Source organism: Nonomuraea sp. NPDC001699 (assembly GCF_053596455.1).
Map to the genome: position 1 here is coordinate 341,941 of NZ_JBSFGF010000001.1, position 25,217 is coordinate 367,157.

General features: G+C 65.4%; 33 protein-coding genes and 1 pseudogene. 13 read left to right on the plus strand and 21 right to left on the minus strand.

Going from position 1 to position 25,217, the window contains the following annotated elements; translation table 11 throughout:
• The 7 genes from ACWCSU_RS01700 to ACWCSU_RS01730 form a co-directional block, all read right to left on the minus strand.
• Positions 1–177, minus strand: coding sequence for a helix-turn-helix transcriptional regulator (locus ACWCSU_RS01700; protein ID WP_449932853.1), 177 nt, complete (start codon positions 175–177; stop codon positions 1–3).
• Positions 174–1,493: a replication initiator gene (locus ACWCSU_RS01705; protein WP_449933712.1), complete on the minus strand. Its 1,320-nt coding sequence runs from the start codon at positions 1,491–1,493 to the stop codon at positions 174–176. The genes ACWCSU_RS01700 and ACWCSU_RS01705 overlap by 4 nt, the downstream gene beginning before the upstream one ends.
• A 252-nt stretch (positions 1,494–1,745) precedes the next feature.
• Positions 1,746–1,904, minus strand: a complete 159-nt coding sequence (locus ACWCSU_RS01710; protein WP_449932855.1) for a hypothetical protein — start codon at positions 1,902–1,904, stop codon at positions 1,746–1,748.
• Positions 1,905–1,922: 18 nt separating this feature from the next.
• Positions 1,923–2,264: a hypothetical protein gene (locus ACWCSU_RS01715; protein ID WP_449932857.1), complete on the minus strand. Its 342-nt coding sequence runs from the start codon at positions 2,262–2,264 to the stop codon at positions 1,923–1,925.
• Positions 2,265–2,279: 15 nt separating this feature from the next.
• Positions 2,280–2,921, minus strand: coding sequence for a DUF2637 domain-containing protein (locus ACWCSU_RS01720; RefSeq protein WP_449932859.1), 642 nt, complete (start codon positions 2,919–2,921; stop codon positions 2,280–2,282).
• A gap of 18 nt (positions 2,922–2,939) precedes the next feature.
• Positions 2,940–4,259, minus strand: a complete 1,320-nt coding sequence (locus ACWCSU_RS01725; protein WP_449932861.1) for an FtsK/SpoIIIE domain-containing protein — start codon at positions 4,257–4,259, stop codon at positions 2,940–2,942.
• On the minus strand, positions 4,252–4,581 hold the full coding sequence (locus ACWCSU_RS01730; RefSeq protein WP_449932863.1) for an SCO3933 family regulatory protein: 330 nt from the start codon (positions 4,579–4,581) through the stop codon (positions 4,252–4,254). Before ACWCSU_RS01730 ends, ACWCSU_RS01725 begins: the two co-directional genes overlap by 8 nt.
• A gap of 110 nt (positions 4,582–4,691) precedes the next feature.
• Here ACWCSU_RS01730 and ACWCSU_RS01735 point away from each other — a divergent pair, with 110 nt between their 5' ends.
• Positions 4,692–5,057 carry a GntR family transcriptional regulator gene (locus tag ACWCSU_RS01735; protein WP_449932865.1) on the plus strand — a complete coding sequence of 122 codons (366 nt, stop codon included), beginning with the start codon at positions 4,692–4,694 and terminating at the stop codon, positions 5,055–5,057.
• On the opposite strand, the gene ACWCSU_RS01740 is transcribed toward ACWCSU_RS01735, so the two are convergent.
• Both ACWCSU_RS01740 and ACWCSU_RS01745 read right to left on the minus strand, forming a co-directional pair.
• On the minus strand, positions 5,017–5,208 hold the full coding sequence (locus ACWCSU_RS01740) for a hypothetical protein (RefSeq protein ID WP_357970093.1): 192 nt from the start codon (positions 5,206–5,208) through the stop codon (positions 5,017–5,019). The two genes, ACWCSU_RS01735 and ACWCSU_RS01740, sit on opposite strands and share 41 nt — an antisense overlap.
• On the minus strand, positions 5,205–5,420 hold the full coding sequence (locus tag ACWCSU_RS01745; protein WP_449932868.1) for a hypothetical protein: 216 nt from the start codon (positions 5,418–5,420) through the stop codon (positions 5,205–5,207). The genes ACWCSU_RS01740 and ACWCSU_RS01745 overlap by 4 nt, the downstream gene beginning before the upstream one ends.
• A 152-nt stretch (positions 5,421–5,572) precedes the next feature.
• Between ACWCSU_RS01745 and ACWCSU_RS01750 the strand changes: the two genes are divergently transcribed.
• Positions 5,573–6,313 (plus strand): helix-turn-helix domain-containing protein, encoded by a 741-nt coding sequence (locus ACWCSU_RS01750; protein ID WP_397036179.1) that lies wholly within the window; start codon positions 5,573–5,575, stop codon positions 6,311–6,313.
• 2 nt (positions 6,314–6,315) lie between these two features.
• Complete coding sequence (locus ACWCSU_RS01755; RefSeq protein ID WP_357970100.1) at positions 6,316–6,792, plus strand: NUDIX hydrolase; 477 nt, start codon at positions 6,316–6,318, stop codon at positions 6,790–6,792.
• Here ACWCSU_RS01755 and ACWCSU_RS01760 read toward each other — a convergent pair.
• From ACWCSU_RS01760 to ACWCSU_RS01770, 3 genes are all read right to left on the minus strand, one after another.
• Positions 6,760–7,326: an HD domain-containing protein gene (locus ACWCSU_RS01760; protein ID WP_449932871.1), complete on the minus strand. Its 567-nt coding sequence runs from the start codon at positions 7,324–7,326 to the stop codon at positions 6,760–6,762. The two genes, ACWCSU_RS01755 and ACWCSU_RS01760, sit on opposite strands and share 33 nt — an antisense overlap.
• Before the next feature lie 66 nt (positions 7,327–7,392).
• Positions 7,393–7,875 (minus strand): GntR family transcriptional regulator, encoded by a 483-nt coding sequence (locus ACWCSU_RS01765; protein ID WP_449932873.1) that lies wholly within the window; start codon positions 7,873–7,875, stop codon positions 7,393–7,395.
• Positions 7,856–8,203, minus strand: coding sequence for a hypothetical protein (locus tag ACWCSU_RS01770; RefSeq protein WP_449932875.1), 348 nt, complete (start codon positions 8,201–8,203; stop codon positions 7,856–7,858). The genes ACWCSU_RS01765 and ACWCSU_RS01770 overlap by 20 nt, the downstream gene beginning before the upstream one ends.
• A gap of 146 nt (positions 8,204–8,349) precedes the next feature.
• Here ACWCSU_RS01770 and ACWCSU_RS01775 point away from each other — a divergent pair, with 146 nt between their 5' ends.
• The 3 genes from ACWCSU_RS01775 (at position 8,350) to ACWCSU_RS01785 (ending at position 12,058) form a co-directional block, all read left to right on the plus strand.
• Complete coding sequence (locus tag ACWCSU_RS01775) at positions 8,350–9,084, plus strand: XRE family transcriptional regulator (RefSeq protein ID WP_449932877.1); 735 nt, start codon at positions 8,350–8,352, stop codon at positions 9,082–9,084.
• 1,687 nt (positions 9,085–10,771) lie between these two features.
• Positions 10,772–11,032 (plus strand): GntR family transcriptional regulator, encoded by a 261-nt coding sequence (locus tag ACWCSU_RS01780; RefSeq protein WP_449932879.1) that lies wholly within the window; start codon positions 10,772–10,774, stop codon positions 11,030–11,032.
• Positions 11,033–11,404: 372 nt separating this feature from the next.
• On the plus strand, positions 11,405–12,058 hold the full coding sequence (locus tag ACWCSU_RS01785; protein WP_449932881.1) for a hypothetical protein: 654 nt from the start codon (positions 11,405–11,407) through the stop codon (positions 12,056–12,058).
• Between the two features lie 68 nt (positions 12,059–12,126).
• Here ACWCSU_RS01785 and ACWCSU_RS01790 read toward each other — a convergent pair whose 3' ends face one another.
• Complete coding sequence (locus ACWCSU_RS01790; RefSeq protein WP_449932883.1) at positions 12,127–12,459, minus strand: tyrosine-type recombinase/integrase; 333 nt, start codon at positions 12,457–12,459, stop codon at positions 12,127–12,129.
• 303 nt (positions 12,460–12,762) lie between these two features.
• On the opposite strand from ACWCSU_RS01790, the gene ACWCSU_RS01795 reads away from it, so the two are divergent.
• From ACWCSU_RS01795 to ACWCSU_RS01810, 4 genes are all read left to right on the plus strand, one after another.
• The gene (locus ACWCSU_RS01795; protein WP_449932885.1) at positions 12,763–13,278 is read left to right on the plus strand and encodes a hypothetical protein; all 516 of its coding nucleotides are present in this window, start codon (positions 12,763–12,765) and stop codon (positions 13,276–13,278) included.
• A gap of 366 nt (positions 13,279–13,644) precedes the next feature.
• Complete coding sequence (locus ACWCSU_RS01800; RefSeq protein WP_449932887.1) at positions 13,645–14,898, plus strand: hypothetical protein; 1,254 nt, start codon at positions 13,645–13,647, stop codon at positions 14,896–14,898.
• A gap of 182 nt (positions 14,899–15,080) precedes the next feature.
• Entirely contained in the window at positions 15,081–15,728 is a 648-nt protein-coding gene (locus ACWCSU_RS01805; protein ID WP_449932889.1) for a hypothetical protein, read from the plus strand.
• 316 nt (positions 15,729–16,044) lie between these two features.
• Complete coding sequence (locus tag ACWCSU_RS01810) at positions 16,045–16,422, plus strand: hypothetical protein (protein ID WP_449932891.1); 378 nt, start codon at positions 16,045–16,047, stop codon at positions 16,420–16,422.
• A gap of 954 nt (positions 16,423–17,376) precedes the next feature.
• On the opposite strand, the gene ACWCSU_RS01815 is transcribed toward ACWCSU_RS01810, so the two are convergent.
• The gene (locus ACWCSU_RS01815) at positions 17,377–17,751 is read right to left on the minus strand and encodes a hypothetical protein (RefSeq protein ID WP_449932893.1); all 375 of its coding nucleotides are present in this window, start codon (positions 17,749–17,751) and stop codon (positions 17,377–17,379) included.
• 136 nt (positions 17,752–17,887) lie between these two features.
• Between ACWCSU_RS01815 and ACWCSU_RS01820 the strand changes: the two are divergent.
• Positions 17,888–17,962: pseudogene (locus ACWCSU_RS01820) on the plus strand (hypothetical protein); the annotation flags it as partial.
• A gap of 58 nt (positions 17,963–18,020) precedes the next feature.
• Here the strand turns inward: ACWCSU_RS01820 and ACWCSU_RS01825 are convergent.
• Positions 18,021–18,617 (minus strand): hypothetical protein, encoded by a 597-nt coding sequence (locus ACWCSU_RS01825; RefSeq protein ID WP_449932895.1) that lies wholly within the window; start codon positions 18,615–18,617, stop codon positions 18,021–18,023.
• A gap of 208 nt (positions 18,618–18,825) precedes the next feature.
• Here ACWCSU_RS01825 and ACWCSU_RS01830 point away from each other — a divergent pair, with 208 nt between their 5' ends.
• On the plus strand, positions 18,826–19,491 hold the full coding sequence (locus ACWCSU_RS01830) for a DNA alkylation repair protein (RefSeq protein ID WP_449933714.1): 666 nt from the start codon (positions 18,826–18,828) through the stop codon (positions 19,489–19,491).
• Between the two features lie 523 nt (positions 19,492–20,014).
• Here the strand turns inward: ACWCSU_RS01830 and ACWCSU_RS01835 are convergent.
• On the minus strand, positions 20,015–20,470 hold the full coding sequence (locus ACWCSU_RS01835) for a hypothetical protein (RefSeq protein WP_449932897.1): 456 nt from the start codon (positions 20,468–20,470) through the stop codon (positions 20,015–20,017).
• Positions 20,471–20,655: 185 nt separating this feature from the next.
• Positions 20,656–20,892 carry a hypothetical protein gene (locus ACWCSU_RS01840; protein WP_364086337.1) on the minus strand — a complete coding sequence of 79 codons (237 nt, stop codon included), beginning with the start codon at positions 20,890–20,892 and terminating at the stop codon, positions 20,656–20,658.
• A 469-nt stretch (positions 20,893–21,361) separates the two neighbouring features.
• Here ACWCSU_RS01840 and ACWCSU_RS01845 point away from each other — a divergent pair, with 469 nt between their 5' ends.
• A complete protein-coding gene (locus ACWCSU_RS01845) occupies positions 21,362–22,066 on the plus strand; it encodes a hypothetical protein (protein WP_449932900.1) in 705 nt (234 codons plus the stop codon).
• Between the two features lie 142 nt (positions 22,067–22,208).
• Here ACWCSU_RS01845 and ACWCSU_RS01850 read toward each other — a convergent pair whose 3' ends face one another.
• The 4 genes from ACWCSU_RS01850 to ACWCSU_RS01865 all read right to left on the minus strand — a co-directional run bounded on the left by ACWCSU_RS01850 (position 22,209) and on the right by ACWCSU_RS01865 (position 25,183).
• Positions 22,209–22,901 (minus strand): DUF4097 family beta strand repeat-containing protein, encoded by a 693-nt coding sequence (locus tag ACWCSU_RS01850; RefSeq protein WP_449932902.1) that lies wholly within the window; start codon positions 22,899–22,901, stop codon positions 22,209–22,211.
• 154 nt (positions 22,902–23,055) lie between these two features.
• Positions 23,056–23,895 (minus strand): LLM class flavin-dependent oxidoreductase, encoded by an 840-nt coding sequence (locus ACWCSU_RS01855; protein WP_449932904.1) that lies wholly within the window; start codon positions 23,893–23,895, stop codon positions 23,056–23,058.
• Positions 23,892–24,722 carry a GNAT family N-acetyltransferase gene (locus ACWCSU_RS01860; RefSeq protein ID WP_449932906.1) on the minus strand — a complete coding sequence of 277 codons (831 nt, stop codon included), beginning with the start codon at positions 24,720–24,722 and terminating at the stop codon, positions 23,892–23,894. Before ACWCSU_RS01860 ends, ACWCSU_RS01855 begins: the two co-directional genes overlap by 4 nt.
• 113 nt (positions 24,723–24,835) lie before the next feature.
• Complete coding sequence (locus ACWCSU_RS01865) at positions 24,836–25,183, minus strand: STAS domain-containing protein (protein ID WP_357702635.1); 348 nt, start codon at positions 25,181–25,183, stop codon at positions 24,836–24,838.
• Positions 25,184–25,217: the final 34 nt, after the last annotated feature.

Here is a 25,217-nt window from a genome sequence, read left to right on the forward strand (position 1 = left end):
TTACTCCTGGTCCTGGACCCAGGACATGACGTCCTCGGGCACGTAGCGCAGATGGCGGCCGATCCTGTGGCCTTTGGGGCCTGTGCGGTGGTGTCGCCATTGGTAGAGCGTGGCGATCGGAACGCCGAGGAAGGTGGCTACGTCCTGCACAGTCCAGAGCTTGGTGAGAGTGCTCATATGCACCCTCCGGTGATGGCGGCGACGAGGAGTTGATCGCCTAGCGAGTGGCCCTTGCCTGCGTACTCCCATTCGCTGATCACGAGGACTGCGTCTTCGGCGAAGAGCGGGAGGCAGCTGGTGGTGATCTCGTTTTCTCGGGCGTGGTGTTCGCGGTCGGCTCGGATGTCGCCGAGCGTGGTGGAGTAGCGGCGGGAGCGGGTGGAGAAGTGGCCGCGGAAGCCGAGCATGTGGGCCCAGTCGGCGAGGCGGAGGTCGGCGAGGTCGGGTTCGGTCCCGAGTGCCATGCAGGTGGTGATGAGGCGGCGGGCGTGATCACGGAGGTTGTACAGGGTCAGGTCGTCGAGGGGGTTGATGCGGCGGTCCAGGGTGCCGACGCATTCGGCGGCTTTGGTGGCGTACTTGGCGATGTAGCCGGCGACGGCTTGGTCAGTGAGGTCGCCGTTCAGGGTGATGGGGCGGATGTCGAGTTGGGTGCCCCAGCGCAGGACTCGTTCGGGCTGGTCGGCGTAGGCGGAAGCTTTGGCGGTGACGGCTTTGGCGGCGTGTTGGATGGCTTGGGTGAGGGTGTCGGTGGTGGCCCAGGCGGGCGGTGGTGCGTCAGGGCCACCGGGGCCGTCGAGGCGGATGACGGCGTGGAGGTGGACGACGCCGCGGCGCTGGTATTCGGCGACCTTGGCGAAGGAGAGGGTGAGGTGGTGGCGGAGGTCTTTGAGGAGGAGGCCGCCGAGTTTGGCGAGGTGGCGGCGTACGGAGTCGGCGAAGCGCTTCCACAGCAGCGGGGCCAGGGCGTTGAACAGGACGGACCCGGCGTAGTCGTAGCAGTCAGGGCACAGCGGTTCGCCCAGGCGCGGGTCGTCCTTGCTGTGGCGTTGGGTGCAGGACATGACTTGGCCGTGTGGGCAAGTGGTGGCGTTGCGGCGGGCGTGGCAGGGCTGGATCTTGCCGTGGTGTTCGCGGCGGGTGTGGACCGGGCCGAAGGACGGGGCGGTCAGGGTGATGAACAGAGTGGGGTGGGTGGTGACGGTCTCGGGGACGCCCTTGCCGCCGACGAGGCCGGCGCGGATGAGGTGGTAGGTGTCGGCGCGGTAGGTCTCGGCGCAGGACGGGCAGCGGGAGGCGCGGCGGGTCTTGCACGGGACGCGCAGGATGCCGTCGGGCTCGGTGCGGGTGGTGTAGCGGTGCAGGAGCTGGCCGGTGGCGCGGTCGTAGTGGTCGACCTTGCCGCGTAGATGGATGGGCTGGCGGCAGCCGCCGGTGCGCTTGATCTGGTTGGCCCAGCGGTCGTAGTCGGGGTGGTTGAGTCGGGCGATCATGCCCGCTTTGGCGTGCGCGGTGGCGTGGGTTGTGGGCAAGATAAAGACCTCCTTTCGCTCGTTCGGGTGAAGGGATGGCCCTCGACCTGGCAGTCGTCTTGGCGGATGTGCGGCCAGGCCGAGGGCGCTGCGCGTTATGCGCCGTGGTTGTCGATGCCGTTGCCGTCGCAGTCGAGGCAGCGGGCGTCGTCAGAGTCGATTCCGGTGCCGTTGCAGGTGCAGCAGCGGTAGTGGATCACCTCGTCCATCTGGTCACTTCCTGTCGCGGGCGGTGGTGAGGTAGATGCGCCAGTGATGCGGGTGAGTGCGGTTGGGGTAGGCGCGTGAGACGCCGATGACGGTGAAGTGCAGGCGTAGGCGAAACAGAGCGTCGACGATCTCGGCTCGGGTGCCGTCGATGCGGATGCGCATGGTCGGGTCCTCTTCTGATCAGGTGGCAGGCGTGGGGTCAGGTTGGATGCAGCCGCGGTAGCTGGCTTCGGCGGCGTGGCGGGCGCGGGCGGCGGCCAGGATCGCGACGGCGCGGTATTCCACCGGGCCGAACAGGCGCGAGGTGGCGTAGTGGCCGTACGGCGAGTCCTCGTAGTCGATGTCCGAGCCGACGAGGGCGGCGATCTGGTCGATCTCGGCGCGCTGGTCGGCGTCGCTGGCCTGGTCGGTGAAGTGGTGGACGGTGACGCTGGAGGAGACAGGTACGTCGGGCTGGGCTTCGAGGAAGGCGGCCAGGTCGACCAGGCCGTTGATGAGGGCGATGCGGCGGTCGTTGGTCATGGGTCGGTTCTCCCTTCAGGCGGTGCGCAGGGTGCGCAGCAAGTCGGAGGCGAGTTGGTTGGACACGCCCAGGTGGGCGCGTAGGGCGTCTCGGGTGATGGGCTTGCCGTGCCGGGTGTGGTGTTCGTCGGCCACACGGCGGGCGTAGTCGATCAGGGCGGGCGCGAGGTCGCTGTCCCGCTCGTCGTCCTCGTCCTGCGCATGGGACGGGACGAGTTGCGGAGCCGAGGACGAAGCCGGGACGGGCGAGGACGCCACGGCAGTGGACGGTTCCGGGCGGGTGGCGCGGCGTTCCAGCATCGAGACGGCGATGAGGAAGGCGGCGGCCGGGGTGGCGGCGGTGATCCAGCCCCAGGCGGTCGGGTCGGCTTGGGCGAGGTTCGCGGCCAGAGACAGGACGATGCCGCCGGTCAGGACGAGGACGGGCCACGAGAGCCGCCCCCGCCGGCGGTTGCCGGTCCTCTTGTCGCGTTGGCGTTCGCGGGCGGCCATGACGCAGGTCAGGTCGATGCAGACGGCGATCGCCCAGGACATCCAGCCGGTCTGGCCGTGCTCGGTGGCGGTGTCGCGGATGTGGGTGAACGATCCGGCACCCGCGATGGCGGCCAGGACGAGGACCGGGCCGGTGTCGAGCAGCCAGCAGGCGAAGCGTCGCATCGTTCCTCCCTTCGTGGTTCAGGCGTTGATAGGTTCGGGCAGGTGAGCGGTGATCTCGTCCCAGGCCGGGGCGAGGTGGGCGTGAGTACGGGCGGCGTGTTCGGCGGCTTGCTCGGTGACGTAGTAGGAGCGGGCGCGGTACCACTGGCCGTCCTGACCGGCGACGATGGCGACGCCAGGCGTATTGGCGGGGATGGCACGAGCTGAGGCAAGGGCCGCCGGGTCGAGGTCTCCGAGCGTCATGGTGGCGGTCTCGGGATCGTTGACGCGGTGGCAAATCCGCCCGGAGCATTGGGCGCGGAGAGCGGTGACGCCGGGGCCGAGATCGGAGCCGATGCGCTGGCCGCAGCAGAACAGGTAGATGCCGAACGCTCGTCCGAGCTGAGCGACCCGCAGCAGGGCCGTCGAGGTCTTGGCGATCTCGTCCTTCTCCGACTTGTCGGCCATCAGGTACAGCTCGGCCAGCTCGTCGACCAGGGCCACGACTGGGACCGGTCGCACGCCGGGCGGGAGCTGCCAGATGTTGCGGGCGCCGGCCTGACGGCACAGCCCCATGCGATCGACCATCAGGCCGACCAGGTCATCCAGCAGCCCACCGGACTCGGCGCGCGAGGTGGCCAGCGCGGACAGGCGTGGCCTGTAGGGCGTGAACTCCACCCCGCCTTTGAGGTCGAAGCCGACCAGGGCCACGGGTTGTGGAGCCAGCCCGACGATCAGGGCATTGGCGAGGTTCGACTTGCCGGACTGAGTCGCGCCCGCGTTCAGCCAGTGCGGCACGGTTCGGAAGTCGATGGTCCAGGGCTTGCCGGTCTCCAGCCGCCCCACGGTGACCTTGAGCAGTTCAGGCGAAGGCGGAAGCTCGTCGACCTTGACCAGCGGGTCGCGCATGGTGGCCATGAGGACGACGCGGCCCGGACCCGGTGATGAGACGCGGATGGCGTGGACGCCCCAGGAGTGCGCGAGCCGTTCTGCGACGTCGGTGTAGTCACCGGGCGTCTGACCTTCCAGGGTGTGCAGGGTGACGCGCCAGCCGTGCCGAGTCGGCAGCGGCAGCCACATGAACGGCTTGGTGTCCACGGCGATGCGCTGCCACCTGCGCCGGACACGGACGATGCCCGTCGAGGCGACCAAGCCGGGGACGGTGGTGAACCAGAAGCGCTGCCGCTTCTTGGTCAGCCCGCAGCCGAGGGCGACCCGCCGCCACGAAGCCCGTACCAACAGGCCGACGAGCGGGAAGCCGAGCACGAGCCAGAAGGACGGGTAGTGGTAGCGGCGCCAGGCCCACAGCCCGGCCGCGACGGCGGCCAGGGCTGCGAGCAGGTACGGCGCGTCAGGCATTGGTGGCCTCCCTGGCGGGGAGCAGCGCCGAGGCGCGGTAGGCGATCCCCCATCGGCCGGCGATCTCCCAGACGTAGCCGAGCAGGCCGACGGCGTTGACCTGGTCGCCGACGCTGATGGGCGGTTCGCCGGTAATGCCGATCTTGACAAGTTCGATCCGGCCGAACTCGTCCTCGACGGAGACGGTGACCTCGTAGACGGTGTTGCCGTTCTTGTCGGTCTTGATCTCGCCGGTGTCCCTGTTGAGCACCCGCGGGCGCGGTGCCTTGACGCAGGTGATGGCGAGCTTGCCGACATCCACAGGAATCGGGATGGAACGCATGGGCTGTGACCTCCTCTTTCGTCGTTCACCAACATAGTTAACCTAGTTGGCTTGGTTGTCAACGTCCTCTCGGTTGGCTTGGTCGATGTTTCGTGGTGTGATGGACGGCGATGGTCAAGAACACCGGGCGTCCCGGCTACCTCCAGATCGCCGACGATCTCCGCGCGCAGATCAACGGCGGCTCTCTCGCGCCCGGTGCCCCGCTGCCGTCCACCGCGCAACTCGCCGAGCGGTACGACGCCTCGCTGAGCGTGGTGAAGATGGCCGTCGGCATCCTGCGCAACGAGGGGCTGGTGATCGGCCAGCAGGGCAAGGGCGTGTTCGTCCGGGATGCGGAGGAGCGCCCCGCCGACGACGAGCAGGCCGACGTGGCCGAGCTGCGCGCCGCCGTGCGGGACTTGTCGGTACGCCTCGCGAAGGTCGAGGAGCAGTTGGCTACGTCCACGTCACGCCGTCCCGGACGTAGCAGCCGGTGACTTTCCGAGCCAGCGAGGCCGAGGCCCCACCGGGGTGCCGGCGCAGGCTCAGGGCCTTGTCCTGGCGGCGGATGCCGACCAGGACCATGACGTAGCCGACGAGCAGGGTCGTGCTCAACAGAGCGGCGATGATCAGCGGAAGCCAGCTCACGTCCAGCTCACCCCCATCGCGAACGCGCTGCGGGGGCCGCGCGGGGGACGCCTGGTCTCCGTCCGTCGCCGGTTGCGCCGGTTCCGGGCTCGCTCCTTACGCGCCCACCGGCTTCGCGCCAGGCACTTGGAGCACTGGGTCTGCCCCTCGGTCAGGGCGTTGCCGCAGTCGCACGAGGGCGTCTCGGCGGGGATGGTGATCTCGTTGTTCATGGGTGCATCTCCTCCTTCGGTCGCTGCCGTTGTGGCGTTGTGCAACCGAGGATGCGACGCAGTGTTAGGACGAGATCACTACACGACGGGACATGTTCAAGACGTCCGGCCTACGATGTCCAGGTCCCCGGACGTCCTTCGGAGCAGGTGAGATGGCGAACGAACGGCTACGCGCTGCGCTGTTGCAGAAGGGTGTGAGCGTCGCGGACCTGGCTGAGGCGATCGAGGTCGATCCCAAGACCGTCGAGCGGTGGATCACCAAGGGGCGCGAGCCGTACCGTAAGCACCGGTTTGCCACAGCTTCGTACCTCGGTGTGGACGAGACGTACTTGTGGCCGCAGGCTCTGTCGCGCGAGCAGGTGGTCGCCGCGTCCGAGAGCGAGGTCCTGGCGATCTATCCGCACCGCTGGGCCGTACCGCGGGACGCGTGGGGACGTCTGTTCACCGCCGCGTCCCAGGACATCGGCGTCCTGGTCTACAGCGGGTTGTTCCTCGCCGACGACGCCGCGATGGTCCGCTTGTTGGGGGAGAAGGCGCAGGCGGGCGTGCGGGTCCGTGTCCTGCTGGGTGACCCAGGCTGCGCCGAAGTCGCTCAGCGGGGAGAGGACGAGGGCGTCGGCGACAGCATGGCCGCGCAGATCCGTAGCGCGCTGATCTTCTACCGGCCGCTCCTGCCTCTGGAGAACTTCGAGCTCCGCCTTCATCAGACGATCCTGTACAACTCGATCTATCAGGCTGACGGCGACTATCTGGTCAACATGCATGTGTACGGCACCCGCGCAGGGAACGCGCCCGTACTGCATCTGCGGAGGGTGGCCGGCGGCGAGATGGTGACCACCTACGCCGACAGCTTCGAGAAGGTATGGGCCCAAGCGACCCCGGTGGAGTCCTGACCATGGCCAAGCGGATCGACTTCTACGACGACCCCGACGCGCCCGAGCCGAACAGTCTGGTTCCGTCCGTGAACGTCATCGTCACCAACACGGCCGGGGACGTCTTGATGATTCGCCGCAGCGACAACGACAACTGGGCAGTGCCCGGCGGCGCGATCGACCTCGGCGAGTCCATCCCCGCGGCGGCCATCCGCGAGACGTATGAGGAGACCGGCATCACCTGCGAGATCACCGGCCTGGTCGGCACCTACAGCGACCCCCGGCACGTGATCCTCTACACCTCCAACGGCGAGGCCCGACAGGAGTTCTCCATCGTCCTGACCGGCCGCGCGGTCGAGGGCGAGCCGACTCCGAGCGAGGAGTCCCGAGAGGTCCGCTGGGTGCCCCGGAACGAGATCACGTCACTGCCGATGGACCGGTCGATGCGCATGCGGATCGAGCACTACCTAACCGGCGTCGGCCTGCCGCACATCGGATAGCGCCGCCTCCACCGACCGCACCGAGGACACGATGCAGGGGGTGGCGTCCGTGATCGACCGGCTGACTACATGCTCAGGGCCGTACCGCGAGTGGATCTCTGCCAGCCGGTCGGTGACGTCCACATGCCGGCCGTCCGGACCGGTGGTCATGTCGCAGTAGGTGAGCGCCCTCGCCAAGTCCGGCGCTTCCTGGTCGAATTCCTTGGCCAACACATCGAACAGGTCACGCTGCCGGGCCTCGTTGTCCGCACACGAGTGGTAGGCCACCAGGCGGCACAGCCGTCCATCCGCCCCGGCGACGTCGCGCAGGTAGCGAGCACCGTCGAGCTGATGCATGCCTGTGTCGACCAGGTCCGGGGCGTAGCCGATGTCATGCAACAGCGCAGCGGCGATCAGAATATCGGCCTCTTCCCTGAGGAGTGGCGTCAGGGACGCAGCTCGCTCAGCGACTCCCTGGGTATGAGCCCAGCGGCGAGGCAAAGTCGTCTCCAGCAGCTCTTTGGCCAGGTCATAGGCCCAATCGACATGCTCCACGCTGTTCACCTTAGACAGACCGCATATGGGCTGATCTAGGGGCAGATGCGGACGTCCCAGGACGTCTCATCCTCGAACGAATCGGCCCCGCCCATGCTCGACCACGACCAACCCTTCACGCTCCAGAAGGTCGAGCGCCCGCCGCACCGTATCCCGCGAAGCCACGTACCGCTGCCGCAGCTCCTTCTCGCTCGGCAACACAGCCCTCGCCGCGAGGGCGCCGCTCTCGATCTGAGCGCGAAGCTCAGAGGCGATCACCTCATAGCGGTACGAGGTGTCCGCCCGCGGCCCCGGCACTACGCGGCCTTTCGAGGGAACCGTGACGATGACCCCCTCCTGTTCAAGGATGGCCAGGCCACGCCTGAGCGTGTTCCTGGCCACCCGGAACTCCGCGCACAACTCAGCCTCGGACGGCAGCGAACCGCCCGCCGGATACTGGCCGGCAACGACCCGTGCCCGAAGCCGCTCCGCGATCTGGGTGTAGACAGCACCGCCCGTCAGCCACGGAGATTCGTCCACAGCCATGCCCTCAGGCACGCCGATACGCATCGGAGATCAGGCCCAGATCGATGCGCAGCTCGGCCTGCTCACCCGAGCGCCAGCCGTTCCGGGCGACTTGCTCAACCCGGTCGATGGCGGCCTCCAGATTGAGGCAACTGGTCCGCTCATCAGGCTGATCCCCCCAATAGAACCAGTAGAACGGGACGTTGACGTAGACCTTGCGGATCCGAGAGCGCCGATCCTGGACGCTCAACTCAGGACGCCCATCCTCAGCCGCCATCAAGACGGCCGCGATCCCCCGAGGTCGTAGCCCGTTCCCCAATTCCGTCAGCAGACGCTGCTGATAAGCGAGGCTCTGTGCTCGGCCGCTCTGCATGTGTTCCGTCCCTTCGGTGGCTCTTCCGGCCCCACGAGCATTGGCCAGGCACCAGGAACCTCTACACCGCAACTAGGGGACGTCTAGGGACGTCTCATGTTAACGTCGCAGGCAACGACGGTTCCCTCACAGGAGCGGCGGTCCCCATGAACGACCACTTGCGCAACGCGATGCTCGCAGCCCGCATCACCCCGACCGACGTCGCGGCAGCCCTCACCGTGGATCCCAAGACCGTCCACCGCTGGCTCCAGGGCCGCATCCCCTACCCCCGTCACCGCTGGGCCATCGCCGACCTCCTCCAGGTCCACGAAGCCGACCTCTGGCCGCAGGTAGCCCAACAACACCTCGCCCTCGCCGGCGACGTCCGGGCCATCTACCCCCACCGCTGGGCCGTCCCCAAGAGCATCTGGCATGCCCTCTTCCAAGGTGCAACCGAGGAGATCGACATCCTCACCTACAGCGGCCTGTTCCTCCCGGAAGACGGCAAGATCCTCGACATCCTCACCGCCCGCGCCCGAGCAGGCGTCAAGACCCGTATCCTCCTCGGTGACCCCGACAGCCCCCAGGTCGCCAGACGCGGCACCGACGAGGGCATTGGCCCAGAAGTCATGGCCGCCCGCATCAAGAACGCCCTGACCCTCTACCGTCGGCTACAAGACGTCCCCAACATAGAGATCCGACTCCACCGAACCGTCCTCTACAACTCCATCTACCGAGCAGACAACGAACTCCTGGTCAACCTCCACGCCTACGCCACCCCAGCCGCCGAAGCTCCTGTCATGCACCTCCACCACAAGGAGGAGCAGGGCACGGCCACGGTCTACCTCACCAGCTTCGTACGCATCTGGACTACCGCTGCGCCTCACGACAACGAGAGCTGACGATCCCGGACAGCCTCGAAAGCAACTTCTCTACACGTCATCAAGCCGCCGCCCGATGGGCGGCGGGCGGCCGGGCGGTCCGGGCGGGCGTGCGGCCTCTCCGGGCCGGTCCCGCCCGGCCACCCCGCCGCACCAACGGACGCAGGCAGAAGCGCATACAGAGCGTTCACCGGCACCACGAGGGACGTCGACTCCCGGACTGAGCCGATGAGGTCAAAGCATGCCTCCGGCGGGAGCACTCCGGCCCCGAGGTGATCGCCACACGGCTCTGAACGTGGATATATGTGGCCGGGGGCTGCTCACCTCGCACACCATCGACTCAGGCAAGCCCACCAGGCCGGCTCCTCTATATCAAGCTCGGCTGTGACGGCAGGGCAACGAATGATCGAAGAACGGCGACCGGCGAACGTACACGCGAAGCCGAGCTTGACATTTCGTCCCCAGCCAGTTGCAGCTACGCGGTGAGTTGACGGCGTACGAGGTGATCAGTGGGGAGTAACACTGGCGGCGGCGCGACGGGGCCATGTAGGGCAGATGAAGTCGCCAGGCGTTTGCGAAATTGTTATATATGTGGACCGGTCTGTACGCTGTGTTCCGTAAGGTGAATTGCGCGGCAGATTACGAGGCGCGTGACCTGCATATTGTTTGGTCGGGAGCCTGGAAGAGGCCCGCATGCAGACGACCTGCGGAATACTACAGGCTATTTACCGGTCGGTGATCTCTCGCGCTGGCATTTTTCGTAATGCTTGATGCAGCATCTGACGCCTGTATGCGGCGGTAGCATCATGCAAAATAGGCCCGCCACAGGTGCCTGCAAGCTTCCCTGTGGCGGGTTTGAGCATCCGTCAAGGAGTACTCAGTGCAAACACTACAGCTCGGAAGCGGGCCACTCGTCATAGCTGCCGTAGTTGCAGCCCTCGTAACGGTGCTTATAGTGACTGGACATGGTGGGGAGGCGCCGATTGTCGTTGGTGCCGTGTCCATGGTGCTAGGTCCGTACGGGAACAGGACCAAGCCTGGAGAGAAATAAGGAGCGACGTCAAGTGAGTCACCAAGTGGGGTGACGATCACGGCGGGCGATCTCTTCCGGAGGCAGTTGAAGGTTCACTCGCTCATCTGGAGGTCACTTGTCCCGTGTTGAAGGCACAGGACAAGTGGCTTACATCGAAGTGATAAGGCCGTGACGATCGCTGACTTCGGTTCCCGCCTCTCGGGCTAGGGCGATCGCTGCCGCAGATCGACTTCGTCGATCTTTGCCACCGATCCGCGGGGTGCTGTCCGTCGGGACTTGCTCTTATCGAGCGTCACCGACGATGAGCAGGGACCACCAGCGACGAGCCTCCGCGTGGGGCCAAGGGCCGGCGAAGGCGTGCACGGGTGTGTCGAGTTGCGTGACCTTGTGGATCAGGTAGGCGCCGCTGTGTGCGATCAGCTCGTAGTAGACAGCGGGGCAGGCGCAGGTGAACTCCTAGACGCGGCACCGCTTAGGCGCAAGCGCTGTCCAAGCAAGGCTTGTGTGGGTGGCGCGAGCACGTGCCGGATGCGGGGACACGGCCGGGCACTCCCATTCGGGTGAGTCGCCGAGGTCGTCGGGCTGTGCGCACTGCTCGTCGGGCACCATCGAATACAGACCTCTCTATACTCTTGTAGAGGCATCTAGGTGTTTTTTGCAGGTCAGAGGGCATCCATGTTGTGCAGCGCAGCGGAGGAGCGCGACCATCCAGAGATCGACAGCGACGGGCCCGAACTCGTCTACATGGTCGTGGCCAACCACATCGCCGGAAAGATCGAACGAGGCGAGCTCAAGCCCGGGCAGCGGCTACCTTCGGAACTGGACCTCGCGGAGCAGTACGGCGTAGCCAGGATGACCGTTCGGCGTGCGATGAAGGAGCTACGCGAGCGCGGCCTCATCCGGAGCGTTCACGGCAAGGGAACCTACGTGCAGTAGTCCAACCTGCCTGCTGGCGACGCCGAGGGATGAGCTGTGCTGTACAGCAACCCGTACAGCAACGCCGCCTCACGCGGGCACACGGCGATCACCTGAGCCTGCTGCTCGCGAGACCCTGGAACTGATCGACAAGGCGTCTGCCCCGTACTCGTAATGAAGGGGTCTGGGGTTCGAATCCCAAGGCGGCTCCCAGCTCAAAGGCCCTTCGCAATGATCGCGGGGGGCCTTTTGCTAACGCTCTTGCTAACAGGATGATTCTGAGGCGTGCGGTCCTCGTCGGCCTCCGACCTTCCGCCTCCCTCCTGATCACGGTGTGAGCACAGTGGAGGACATTGCGGCATAGACCGCCAAGCGGCGCGCCACCATCGGTATGTGGAGTGGCAACAGTTCGCGTTGGCGATCATTGGACACCTGCTGTCATGGCCAGCTCTCGTCCTCGTGGTGATCCTTGTCTTCCGCAAGCCGCTCGCTGAGCTGCTCGGACGAGTGATCTCGTATGAAGGGCTGGGGCAGAAGGTCACGTTCGGCGAGGATCTCGCCAAAGTGGAGGCGGAGGTAGAAGCTCTCGTTCAAGCCGATGCGACCGTTGAGAGCCAATCCGATCCACTGGACCACGAGCGGGCTGGGGCACCGGTCGCCTCATCTGTGGAGAACCTGCGTGCCTTCGGTGGTGCTGGGGCGGTGATCCAAGCTTGGGGGACGGTTGAGAAGGCCATCGGACGACTCGTTACCGTTGAATACGTATCAAGCGCACTGCTTGGTCGCTATCGGAATCCGAACATGGTCCTTGGCTGGGGAGCTGGCCGGTTGATCTCACCGTTGATCGAGGTTGGGATCCTCCCACCCACTCTGGGCCCTGTTCTGAAAGACCTGGAGAGGTTAAGAAACGACGTCGCGCATGGGGCTCATACACCCACGGACGGTGAGGCCATCACCTTCGCCCTCACAGCAGCTGGACTTGTAGCTGTTCTCGATGGTCTCAGGCTGTCGATTGAGCGCCGTTTCCCTGACCTGGATGAGGAGTAGCGAGCGTTTGCAAGAGGGAGGTCGCGAAGCCCTCAGCATGACTGCCGAGGGCTGTTGTGGGGTTGCTCCTAACACTCGTCCCCGAGCGTTGCAGCGAAGATGTCAGCGGCCGCTGTCTCCGCTGACCGGACCACGTGGGCGTAGACACGCAAAGTGATGGCTGGGTCTGCGTGGCCGAGGCGGGCGGCGACAACATGGACGGGGACACCGGCCAGGAGCAGCAAGGTCGCGTGGACATGGCGTAGGTCGTGGAGGCGGATCACCGGCAGTGGGTCGGTGGCGGTCTTGTTGTAGGCCTCGATGAGCTTGCGGGGCAGACTCGTGACGGTGGTGGGGGAGATGAGGCCGCCCCAGGCCGTCGTGAACACGCTGTTGTCGGCGCCCTTCCACGAGGTGCCCACGCGAGCCTTCTCGGCTTCCTAGACCTTCTGATGCTCGCGGAGGACCGCCACCGTCGTGTAGTCGATGTTGACACTCCGTCCCGGGCCCGCTGCCACTACGCGGTGAGTCAACGGCGTACGAGGTGATCAGGGTAAGGAGCGTTTGCGCCCTATCTTCAGCTAAGTAGCAATCGACGTCAGTGCGACGGTTGTCCGGTGGCAGCCACAGCCCTGATGCACGTCTCCGATCACGCATTGACGCGTTCCAATACTCGGCACACAATGTGCGAGCGAGGGTATCGCGCACGGGAGAGAGGTGTCCCTTTGGATCCGCTGAGTTTTCCAGTGCTGGCCGGCGCCGCGCTAGGACAAGCGTTCGGCTTCTTGTTTGGGCGACTCGCCCACCTTCTGGATAATAGAGGGAAAAAATCCACACCCGAGATTGTCGAAGGTGTCAGCGTGCTTGAGGGTGAGCTGAAGCCGCTGCAGGCCGACTCTGAGCTAATCGAGCAGCACATCGAGGAGCTCGAAACTTTGTCCGGTGCACTGGGGGTCTACGAACGCAATCCCGATCGACTCCGACCAGAAGATCAGCAGCTGCTGCAGCGGCTGGGAAAACTCCGTGCTCTTTTGGAGCAGATCTACGGGCAGTCCATCACGTTTCACGGCGAGCGGCGATCGCCCAGCGGGGCCGATGTTAAGCAGCGTATGAAGAGAGCCGCGGGCGATGTCGTCGGTGTGGATGGCAGCCGTATACGCAGCGCCCGTGTCTCGCAAGATATCGACCTTAGCGAGCCGGGGTCGCGAATCGTCGGCATACAGGGTGAAGAGATCGGCTGAGTGGCCTTGCATTTCTTCAGCAGTGCATTGCTCCCACTACCTCAGAAGGCATAATCGCGGCGAGAGAAACGAGCGGCCGACGTGAGCGAGAGTCAAGTAAGCGGACAGCATCCGGATGATCAAATCGATGAAGTAGTCGGGGCGAGCACGAGCCCAACGTCCTGGGGCGGTGTCGATCAGGCAGAGTCGGACAGCGTGACTAGACCGGTAGCGTCAGCGAGTCCCAACGGATCTGATGATCCGCACAGAGACGCAGTTGCTGATGAGCAGCCTATAACTGGCGATCACCAGGCATTGCCCGGTGACAACTGGGTATCCACCGAGACTTCGGAGACGCCGAGCGAAGCGCTGCGAGTGGACCAGCGCGTGAGGAAAAACAAAGGCACTGTAATCGGTGTGGTCAAACAATACTTGGACCGTATGCTCGCCTACCATGACCTTCGCGCGAGCTATATTGAGACTTGTAAGAAGCATTTTGTCGCACCGAATGGCCTTTACGAATGGATCGGGGGTGCGCGTGACCGTGAAACCGCATCCGCACTCCTGCAGCGTGCCCATATCGTAGTTCTCGTAGCCGATGCCAATCTAGGTCGTCATTATGCGGGCCTTCATTTGCTTGTGACTGCCGGCGAATTGACGATCCGCGAAGTCCGTCGTGAGCCGAATGATCACATTGATATTTCTAGTCTAGCGCCCAAGGAAAATTCAGGTTGGCTCCTCGATCTGCGTAACGAGAAGCAGATTGACCACGCGTTCGGCCGCTCGCTGGTGGCTTTCGCTGGCAAGCTAGAGAGTCGCCGCTCCTATCTAGTGGTAATCATGCCGCCAACGCTCTGGGAGAAGGGAGGCCGCGGAGGAGAGGAACTTGCATTTTTCCTGGAATCACCGAAAGCCGAAGAGATAATCCGCGCCCGGCTAGCAAAGGCCACTCCTGCGGTAGATCCCAACCCTTGGCTGGCAGATGCCGCCGCAGAGCAAATCCGGCAACGAATACAAAGCGCCACGCCGGAAGACGCCGTTTCGTGGGCGTCTACAATCGAAAACGTGCATCGCTCTCCTCTGCCTCACGATATAGATGAGAAACAAGAAAGCGATGAAACTCGGGAAGCATATGAACATCGAGTAAAGATCAAGCTAGTGCTCAAAGCGCGTGATAATTGGCGGGGGCACCTCCTCGACTGGCATCTTAAGCATCAGAATAGCCGGGAGCGAAACTTCCTTGTGGCTGCAGCGCTCCTTGAAGGAACGCCAGCTGGAGAGATCTTTCTAGCAGCGACTTCACTCGCGACGGCTCTTGGGGAAGATGAACCTGAAGTAACAGGGCAAAAGGGTGCGGGCATCATAGAGTTGGCACATCATGCTGGCGCAGAGTTGAGCGATGGCGAGAACCTCAGATTCCTGCGCCCAGACTTCGCGGATGCAGCTCTTGACTACTTCTGGATCGATCGGCAACATCTGCAAGAAAAATTCCTTACATGGATGTGCGAGCTACCAAAGGGGTTGAAGGATTCTTCGGCTCAAGTCGCGGTCGAGCGTATAACCGCCTATACAATTAAATGGACAGTACGCAGGAGAAACCTCTCGCTTCTGATCGACCTTACTAAAAATGGGCTCCGCTAGAAGACCTGCGTGAGCCATCTGCCGAGCTAATCACCGCGGTATGCCTCGACCCGGACGTGGGCAGCGCAGCGCGGGCGTTGCTACTGGAATGGGCTAAAGGGCAACGTGGAGCAACCAGTGACATTCAGGTTCTTGTTGCCAAAGTTTGCGGAGGCCCTCTTGCGGGCTTTTATCCTCAGCAAATGCTTAGGCGTCTCGTTTATCTTGCCCAAGCGCCAGCCCCGTCAATCGCAACTCAAGTCGCCGAAGCTATGCGCTCCCTATGGGAGCAGCACCAAATTCGCGAGCGGCTGTTCGATCAACTGATCCGATGGTGTATGGCATTAGATCCGACGCGTAAGGCAGCCGGCGCTCAGGCGTTTCTCGCTCTGGCGCAAATTCGCGATGATGGAAATCTACTCCCCTCTGTGCTGCAGTATGAAATCGATGCCCCCCAAAAACTTCCCGCAACGCCAGGCTCTATGTTGGCTCGGGGGTGGCAAGCTGTTCTCGAAACTCCGGAGCTCGATCCTACTGGCGTGCTGAGTAGTTGGCTAAATGCAGCGCTCGTGCGGCCGGATCTGCAGTCACTGGTCGAGCAGATACTTGTTGGAGCGGCAAAAGGATATGATCCGGCGCATCCTGATAAGCGGAGAGCAGTACAACTCACGACCCTCTTGTACAGGTGGCAACCTGCTGACCAGAGCGCTGCCCCGGCAGATCGAGTGGGTTTCCGAGACAAGATCACCGAGCGTCTCTTTGTAGGCGGTACAGCGCGAAGCACCCTACTTGATCCCGACAAGTCGGATAACATTGAGGCCACATTCCTGAATGCATCATCGGATGTATAGGCGATCCCATGAGGCTGCGTCATTTCAGATCGATCTTCCCAGTAGAACAGCTAGCCTCTACTTTCGAGCCCAATTTTCATTGACGTGGGCACGTCGCTGGTTGTCGCGACACAGGAATGTGCGTGCGCTGGCACAGAATGTTGTTTGCGTTACTGCTAAGCGAACATGTCAGCGTCATTCAGTCGTTGCTGTCGATGAGGCGATGCTAGACGCAAACTCGGCGTTGGGGCAGCTGCATAAGAGCTCCTGTGGTGAGATCAAATTCGTCTCCGCGCACGTCGCGCTAGTCGTCGATTCCGATACGATGCGGCGGGGAGTGGAATATGAGCGACAAGCTCTTGATGATGCGCGTATGGAGCAGGAGCTTGCGCGCATTGAGCGCTTTCGTGCGACAGTGTTGAGTGACCCTGCGAATGCGGTAGCTTATTGGATGCTTAAGCATCCAACATCGCTTGATGTGGCAGCAATGGACAAGTTAGAGGTGCTAGTTAAAGGGCTAGGTAAGTATGCGCCGAAGGCCACCTGGGTTGAGATTGCCGAAATAGTTCGGAGATTTCTCGACGAAACACAACCGGAGGCTGTCCAAGATCTTGCTCAGGTCCTCCGGTGGAGCCTCCATAACTACGGTCATCATCAGAGTGCCACACGTCTAGCCGAGATCTTCCAGTTGGATGCAAAAGTGCCCGATATGTAAAGATGTCCACATCAAGTGCAGATGTGAATGAATGACAACTCGCGCTGGCGCGGCCGCGTCCGCGGAGTCTCGGCCTCCGCAGAAGGTCGCCCGCCAGTACGTGCCGGGGTACCGGGGTGCTTTCGAGGCGCTGGGGTGGCGTCAACCCGTTCACCTACCGTGGGGCCTTGAGGAGATAAGCGATGGCCATGGGTGACCTTGACGGGATATCCCGCTGTACGGCAATTCGTACAGCAACGCCGTCTTAACGGTCACTCGCCTCCTCTCCACCGTCAGCGCCTGGGCAGGACGGTCCTGTGTCAATGAGGCGTCTGCCTTCTCCTAGGGTAAGAAGGTAATTCGAGTTTCTCGGCTGGGTACAGGAAATTTGCGATCCTGGAGCGCATGACGTGTCGCTATGTTGTGACGATTCAGGTGACTTGCCGGCCTGCTACCTACTCAACGGCTCACGAAAATCTTGGAAAGATGCTGTTCAATTGGAGGTTGTTGCCAGAGGTGTGGAACCTCAGGCCGCGCGTTTCGCTGTGTGCTGGAGTTCCGGCTTGCCATGGCCCGCGACGGGAACGGGGTCTGGGACTTGGATAGTCTTATCAAGTCCACGCTCGATGTAATGGAGGGTGTCTCCGGCACACGGGCATCGCGGGGGACACCGCAGCCCGCCGATGACAGAGTCGATCGCATCGAGGCTGTCAATCGCCTTCCAGGGGCGAATGAGGTCCCAGGAGCAACGATCGATGTATGGGTCATCGATCCGGACTAGCGAGCCCAGGAAAGGTTCGCGGCTTCATACGTGGCTCATGGAACGACCGAGTGACAGCAATGCTGACAGCAACGTCCCCGCACACGAACGTGCCTCGGCTGCCGTCCATGGGTTCCTGATTACGGCCTCGATCAGCCCAGCAGGGCGGTTTCTCCGCCTGAAAAGCGGACGATCGTGTTGGCCGCCCGAGGAAGCTATCTCCGCATGAAGGGGACGTCGTAACCAGGCGGCTGGCCGTTCATCAGCTCGGTCAGGTCCTCATCAGTGAGGGCAAGCTCGTAGGCGTTGCCTGCTTGTTGCGGATCCCAGCCGTGATTGAGCGCCGTGCGTATGGTCGCCATCACGAGCGCCGGCCGTAGGGCCATCGTCCGTTCTCCCCACCAGGCGTCCGGGCGTGAGCAGGGAAGCGACACCAGAAGAACGCGACCTGACGCGCCGGCCAGTTCCACTGCGAACGTCATTGGGCCCCAGCTGTTCCCCTGGCAGTACGTGGGCTTATGGCGGACGCGCCAGCGGAACGCGGTGCCGTCGACGGTGATGAGCCGTGAGCCCTTCTTCGGGATCGCCATGAGAGACCTCCTGCTCTGTTCCGTCGCTGTTCCGTGGGAGGGTCGAGAACAGTGAGAGACGACGAGCGCCAGTCGCAACAGTAACCCCTGGTCAGGCTTCTGATCGACAGATTTTCGCTGGTGGCTGCGCAGAGCATCGGAGATCACCCAGATCTACGAGGGCACCAACCAGATCCAGCGCATGGTGATGGCCCGTCAGCTCCTCAAGTAACCCCTGACGTGTGGAAACCCCGCCTGCCTGTCCGGGCATGGCGGGGCTGGGCTGTCGGTCAGACGAAGCCTTCGGCGATGAGTTGGGTGCCGTGTTCGTTGATGACGTGGCGCCGGCCTGATCCGCCGGCGACGCGGCACCAGCTTTCCACGGTCAGGCGGGACTGTTCCAGTCGGTAGCCGAAGCCGCCGTACATGCCGGGGACGGGGAACCAGCAGGCCGGGTTGCGCTGTTCGGTGAGGGGTTCCAGTTCGGGGAGGCGCAACTGGTGTTCGGTGATCAGGTCGTCGGCGCGTTCGTGGATCAGTGCGTGGAAGTGGAGTTGGATCGAGGCCAGGGTCTCGGCCGGCACGTGGTGGTGGACGACCGGCGTGAGCGGCTCCAGCAGGTGATGGTGTCCCAGGCGGGCGGCGATGGCTGCCGCCTGCTCTCCTTGGGCCGTGCGCAGCGTGCGCCAGGCGCCGCGGGCGATCAGTCGGTGAGCGATGTCGGCGTCGGCGCCGTGCCAGGCGGCCTGGTGAAGCGGGGTGTATCCGCTGGTGCCGCCGACTCTGGCGCCGTTGATCCAGTCGGGGTGCTCTTCGAGCAGCTCGAGGACCGCAGGCCAGTTACCGTCACGGGCGGTGTCGGCCAGTTCGTCGCGTGCCTCGATCACCCGATCGTGGTAGCTCGACCGCAGGGTGACGCCGTCCCAGGTGGAAGCGTTGACCATCTGGCACTCCTCTGATCGGCCCGTCGGAGACACACCGAGCAGTGTGTCAGGGCCGGAGCTGCGGGCAGCCCGTGGGCGGTGGCCGTCGTAGGGTGGAGCTGCGTCTGAGGGAAGGGAGGCTGAGGTGGCCGGGGTGACGCTGACCGAGGTGATGGCCGAGCTGGCCGCGTTGGAGGACCCCAAGGCGCGCGAGGTGAACGAGAGACACGGCGACGATCACGGCGTGAACCTCGGCAAGCTGCGCGCGCTCGCCAAGCGGTTGAAGACGCAGCAGGAGCTCGCGTGCGAGCTCTGGGCGACGGGGGACACCGCGGCGAGACTGCTGGCGATGCTGATCTGCCGTCCGAAGGCGTTCGGGCGTGACGAGCTGGACGCCATGGTGCGCCAGGCGCGTAGGCCCAAGGTGCACGACTGGCTCGTGAACTACGTGGTGAAGAAGAGCCCGTACGCCGAAGAGCTGCGTGTGGCCTGGTCGGGCGATGCGGATCCGGTGGTCGCGAGTGCCGGGTGGGCGTTGACCGTCGAGCGCGTGGCGAAGAAGCCCGAGGGGCTCGACCTGGTGGGGCTGCTCGACGTCATCGAGGCGCAGATGAAGGACGCCCCCGATCGCCTGCAGTGGGAGATGAACAACTGCCTGGCTCACATCGGGATCGAGCACGCCGAGCATCGTGCCCGTGCGGTCGACATCGGTGAGCGGTTGGAAGTGCTCAAGGACTACCCGACGTCCCCGGGGTGCACGTCGCCGTTCGCGCCCGTCTGGATCGCCGAGATGGTGCGCCGGGGGCAGGGCGGGACGGCGGCTTCTCAGGGGAAGTGAGTCGCCATGACGTCGAATGGCAGGGTTCGAGGGACGGGCCTGGTTCACCTTTCTCGTTGTGGTGGGAGATCGAGCTCTTGGCCAATGTCGCGCGGGCTCAATTCGGAGGGTCCGTTTGGCGCCCTTTCCAATGGATTTCCATTGGATTCGATGATCGGCCGCGTCCCTGGCGAGAAGGGCCTTCGTCGTCACTCGGCATTCGCGTGGGTATTTCGGAGTCCTGGTAACCGTGACGGGTGTAAAGCGCAATGGCGGAAGCGTTGCCTGGTTTGACGGAAAGCTGCGGGGTGGCCGTCGAGGAAGGTGACGACGTTGTGCGAGCCGCGCATCGTCAGGCGTGCCCGCCGGCGTTCCTCGCGCTCGCCTTCGCCCTGCCAGTCGGCCAGTGTGGCCCCGAAGGCGCGGCCCGCTTCGGTGAGCGCGGTCAGTCGTCGGGGGACAGGATGCGTAGTCGGATCACGTTTCCGGCCTTGCCCGTCGACCAGTGGGACGGGCAACGGAATTGTCGCCGGAGGAAGTCGAATTACGGAGTCCGGTCGGGCCCGGCGTTCTCGCGGCTCCAGATCTGCCTGGCCCGGGGGAGATCCCTGATCGTGCCGCCTTCCGGGATCATGCCCCAGAGGAAAGGGATCAGATAGGCGGGCGGTCCGTCCAGGAGTTCGGTCAGTTCGTCCTCGGTGACGGGGAGGGTGAATGCGGGGCCGGGGCGCGCGGGGAGCCAGCCTTGTCCGAGGGCACGGCGGACGCATCCGGCGACGAGCGGCGGACGGATCGCGATTGTCCGCGCTCCCTCCCAGTTGTCCGGCCGGGCGCAGGGGAGTGACACGCGGAGAACGCGGCCGGGATTCTCGTCGCGTTCGACGACGAAGGTGAGCGGGCTCGGGGAATCGCCGCGAGAGGCGGGTCTGTGGCTGACGCGCCAGCGGAAAGCGGTGCCGTCGACCGTGATGAGCCGGGAGCCCTTCTTGGGCATCGTCATGGGCGCCTCCGGGGGTTGTCGAATCACAGGACGGCCGTCAGCGTAACTCGCCGGACTACCCGGGCGGATGTGGACCGGTGCGGGGTCTCCGACCGGTCCTTGGGCGTTCGCCGTCCCGTGTGGTTGCGGGAGCGTGTGGTTGCGGGGGCGGGCGGTTGCGGGGGCGGGCGGGGCCGGGCGCGGGGTCAGTCGCCGGTGTTCTGCGAGGGGGTTTCGGGCTTCTGGGAGTTCAGCCAGGTGTGCGCGGCCGAGGTACCGGTGATCCAGAGTGCCGCGAAGCCGCCGGAGGCCGTCGCGCCCGCCATGATGGCGCCGGCGACCGTGCTGCCGTTCCCGGTGGCGAGCAGGCCGGCGACGACACCGACGAGCACCGCGAGCAGGGCGCCGCTGACCGCCGACCAGATGAGGGTTGCCTTGCTCATTCGTATCCCCTTGCCGTACGGGCTTTTTTCATGACGTAGGAGTACAGCGGGGCTCGGGGACGCGTCCTGGCAATTGATCATTCCGGCCATGACCGCGCTTGCCTCGGACGTATTCGGACGATCTCGGATGGATTCGGCTGAGAGGTGCTGAAGGGGCAGATGTGTGTGTTGTGCTTGGCACCCCGACAAGACCGACTTATGGCACTATGGCTACTTATCTCAGCGCGATGAGATGTGGCGCCGTCTGTCTTCTCGTGCGCCACTTCCACTCTTAAACCGGACAACGGTGTCCGAACCGGAGCGGCTCATGAAAGATGTCGATCAAGACGAAGATCACCTTGCTGTGCTTGTGGCGCGTCTGAACAGGTTGCGTAAAGTTGAATGCGGAAACCCCTCGCTGAAACGGATTGAAAAAGTCGCCCTCGCTCTTTTGGCAGAAGACCCCGAACGAAACAGATGGCGCCGGCCGTTGCCGACCTCGACCGTGTCCGACCTGCTGAACGGCAGGTCGCAGAAGGTACCGGACTTCATGCTGATGCGGACCATCGTCGAGGTGTGCCAGGTGATCGCGGTGAAGTCCGGCATGCCCATCGAGTCCCCGGAGGAGCTGACCAGGGAGTTCAGTGCCCTGTGGCAGATGGCCAAGGAAGGGGAGGGCGAGTCCGCGCGGGGCGGGGACAGGCCGCCGGCCGCCGATCGGACCGGCGGGGACGTCCTGGAGCCTGTTCCCGGTGAGCAGTCGTCGTGGCGGCCGTCGCCCACGGAGCTGCGCGTTCCCCTGCATTGGGGGCGTTTGGGCATGTTCCGGTTGAGGTCGGCGGAGAGAGGTGACGCCAGGGCCGCGCACGAACTGGCCGTCCTGCTGGCGTGCGAGGCGTGCGGCGCGGGTGGGAAGGAGGCCGAGCACTGGCGGCGGCTCGCCACGTACTGGAACCACCGGGCGCTCGGTGCGGTGCCGGAGGCGGCGGGCTTCCAATTGCGCGGGCGCCGGTTGGCGGCGATGGCCAGGACCCTGGCCGAGGAGTGCGCCGAGGCGGGAAAGCCCAGCTCGACGTACTTCTGGAAGGCCGTCCGGCAGGCGGAGGCGTCCGTACCGGCTGTGGAGGTGCGGGCGGTGGAGGTGCTGCGGGAGGCCGAGGTGCCCGTGGGCGCGGTGGAGGCGGAGGTCGGCTGATCGCGGTGTGGCGGTCCGCCGCGATTCGCGGGTACGGACCCGCGCGCCGCACGGCGGGCCTCGCCGGACGGCCCGCCCCAGAGCTAGGCACTCGCCCCCGGCGGCCTCCAGGACGAGGCCACCGGCGGTTCGACGGCGACGGCTACCGGGCCAGGACGCGGACGTTCCCGTACGTGCTGCGCGCGAGGATGATCCTCGGGCTGGACTTCGTGCTCTTGAAGTCGGAGTGCTCGGAGCCGTCCTCGCTCTTGACCGTGACCTGGTAGGAGTCCTTCGGCACGCGGACGGTCACGCCGCCCTCGCGGGACTTCAGGTCCAGGTTCGTGGGCGGCGTGGCGAAGGCCAGGGAGATCGAGCCGTCCAGGGTGCGCCCGCGCACGCTGGGCGACCGCAGGCCCTCGCCCTCGATCATGCCGGAGTCGCTGAGCAGGCGCAGCTTGCCCGAGGCGTCCTTGACCTCGATGCGGTCGCCGCTGGAGACGTCGACGTCCTGGGTGAGTCCGTTCAGGATGACGCCGTCGGGGGAGTCGATCGTCAGCCGCACCCCGGCCGGGACCTTCACGTGGTAGCGGGCGCCGCAGTCGCCGACGATGAGCGTGCAGTCGGCGCTGAGCCTCAGCACGCCGTCCCGCAGCGACCAGGAGGAGTTGGTGGCGGCCTTGCCGCGCGCCCAGCGCTGCACCTCGATGGCCGGGCTGGTGCCGGGCAGCACCCGCAGCCCGCCCAGCGAGGACGCGATCTTCAGTTCGGCTCCCGTGAACGGGAACGTCTGGACGGCCGGCACCTCTTCGCTGTCGAAGCGCACGCTACAGCCGGTGACCGCCAGGATTGCCACGATTACCACCAAAAGCCTCATGGAATCGATCGTGGCGAAGCGGCGGCGAAGGCCCATCGGCCGTTCGACCGATGGCCCTCCGCCATTCGGCCATTGGAACCACACCCCCGACGCCAGGGAACGCCGGTGGGACCCAGCCCCGACGCCGGCGGGGCTACAGCGCCGACAGCAGGGCGCGCACGTGCGGCAGCGGATCCCGGCCCAGCGGGCGGACGACCACCGTGCGCGCCCCCGCCGCCCACATGCTCCTGACCTGCTCCGCCGCCTGTGCAGGGGAGCCGGCCGCCATGACGACGTTCTGCGGCGGCACGCCCAGGAAGGCCGCCTGGTCCCGGACCACCGGGTGGGCGAGCCGGTCCGCCTCGTCACCGATGTGCAGGAAGGTGAAGACGGCCAGCTCGTGCTCGTCGCCGCCGGCGATTTGAGCGACGATGCCGGGAAGCTGCTCGGGCCCGACGCCCTCCGGCACGATCGTGCCCTGCGCGACGCGGCCCGACAGCGCCAGCGACCGCGGCCCCTTCACGCCCGCCAGAACAGGCGGCGGCACGTCCGGCGGATGCACCAGCGACACGCCGTCGAGGTGCACCGCCTTGCCGTGCAGGGTGACCGCCTCGCCGTGCAGCAGGGCGCGTACGGCCGTGATCGTCTCCTCCAGCAGGGCGAGCGGCGACGGCACGGCGGCGCCGACCTGGCGCATCCATTCCTGCACGCCGTGCCCGATGCCCGCGGCCAGCCGGCCGGGATGCATCCGGGCCAGGTTGCCGATCTCCATCGCCAGCAGCATCGGGTTGCGCAGCGGCGCGGGGGTGATGCCGATGCCGACGCGCAGCCGCGACGTGACGGCCAGCGCGGTGGCCGCCGCGGAGACGCCGCCGGTCCAGCCCAGGTCCTCCACCACCCACAGGTCGTCGACGGCGGTCTCGTCGAGCGCCCGGGCGAACGGGATCAGCTCCTCGGGCGGCAGGTCCCGGTCGAACATCACGCCAAGCCTCACGAAGCCCTCCAGTAATAGCGGAACAACCGGCCGACCTCCGAGTATCCGGCACGCAGGAAGGCGTTCGCGGTAGGCGTGTTGCCCACGTCGGTCCCGGCGACGATCCGCTGGAGCCCGGCCTCGGCCAGCGTGCGCGTGCCGTGGGCGAGCAGGTCGTCGACGTAGCCCTGCCCGCGGTACTCGGGCACCACGCCGATGTAGGCGATGGAGTGGTCGTCGGGCGCGACCAGGCCGACGGGGGAGTCGCCCAGGTGGCCGACGACGAACCAGCCGGGCTTGGCCCTGCGGTTGAGCAGGTCGTCGTACATCCAGCGGGCCTCGTGCGCGGCGCCGGCGGTGGCCACCTCGACCTGCGTGTCGTGGTCGAGCGAGCCCTCGGAGATGCGCATGAGGAGGGCGAGCACGTCGTCGGGGCGCATCTCGCGGGCCGGTCGGTACGTCAGCCTGCCCGGGTCCTCCGGCAGGTCGGTGCCGGCCGCCCATTCGAGCGTCAGCCGTTCGACCTCCATGACGAACCCGGCCGCGGTCAGCGCCTCGTGCTCCACCGCCCGGTCCACGACGGGGGTCAGGCCGGGCGCGAGCGAGATGTCGTACATGATCTTGTCGAGCCCCGTCGTGCGCAGGCCGCGGCGCAGCAGCTCGGCGGCGGCCGCGGGGTCGGGGCCGGGGTCGAACTGCCAGACGATCACCGGGTCCGCGCCCGCGAAGGGGGCCCAGAACGCCAGGCGCGCCCGCCCTTCCGCGAAACACCACTCCGGCCGGGTCCTGCCCTCGTCGAAGGCCGCTGCGAGCTGGGAGCGGGCAGGCTCGGGGAACTCATCGAACAACGTGGAAGCCTCCGGACGTGAGGGGGGCTCTCCCCGTGAGCCTACGAGCCTGCGGCTCAGGGAAGGTGTGCCCTGGATGACATCACGTCCAATGATCCCGGCGGCCGGCGCGGTCAGGCGGCCGGGTCGAGGGCGGCGCGGGCCTCGCCGAGCGTGGCGCTGGTCTCGAAGTGCCGGTCGAGATTGGTGATCGTCAGAAGGTGCCGGATCATGCCCGGCCCGAGGACGAGGATCATCCGTCCGCGCAGGTCCTGGACGTGGTTGAGCGTCGCCACCAGGACGCCGAGCCCGACCGAGTCGCAGAAGGGCACCTCGGTCAGGTCCATCACCAGATTGAGCGGATCAGCCGCCGCCAGCGCCTGATCGAGCTCGGCGCGAAGCCGAGGAGCGCCCGCCACGTCGAGATCGCCGACGACGTGCAGGACGGTACAGGGGTCCTCCCGCCAAGACTTGACCACCATGGCAATTCACGTGCCCTGGCTTTACCTAGTTATG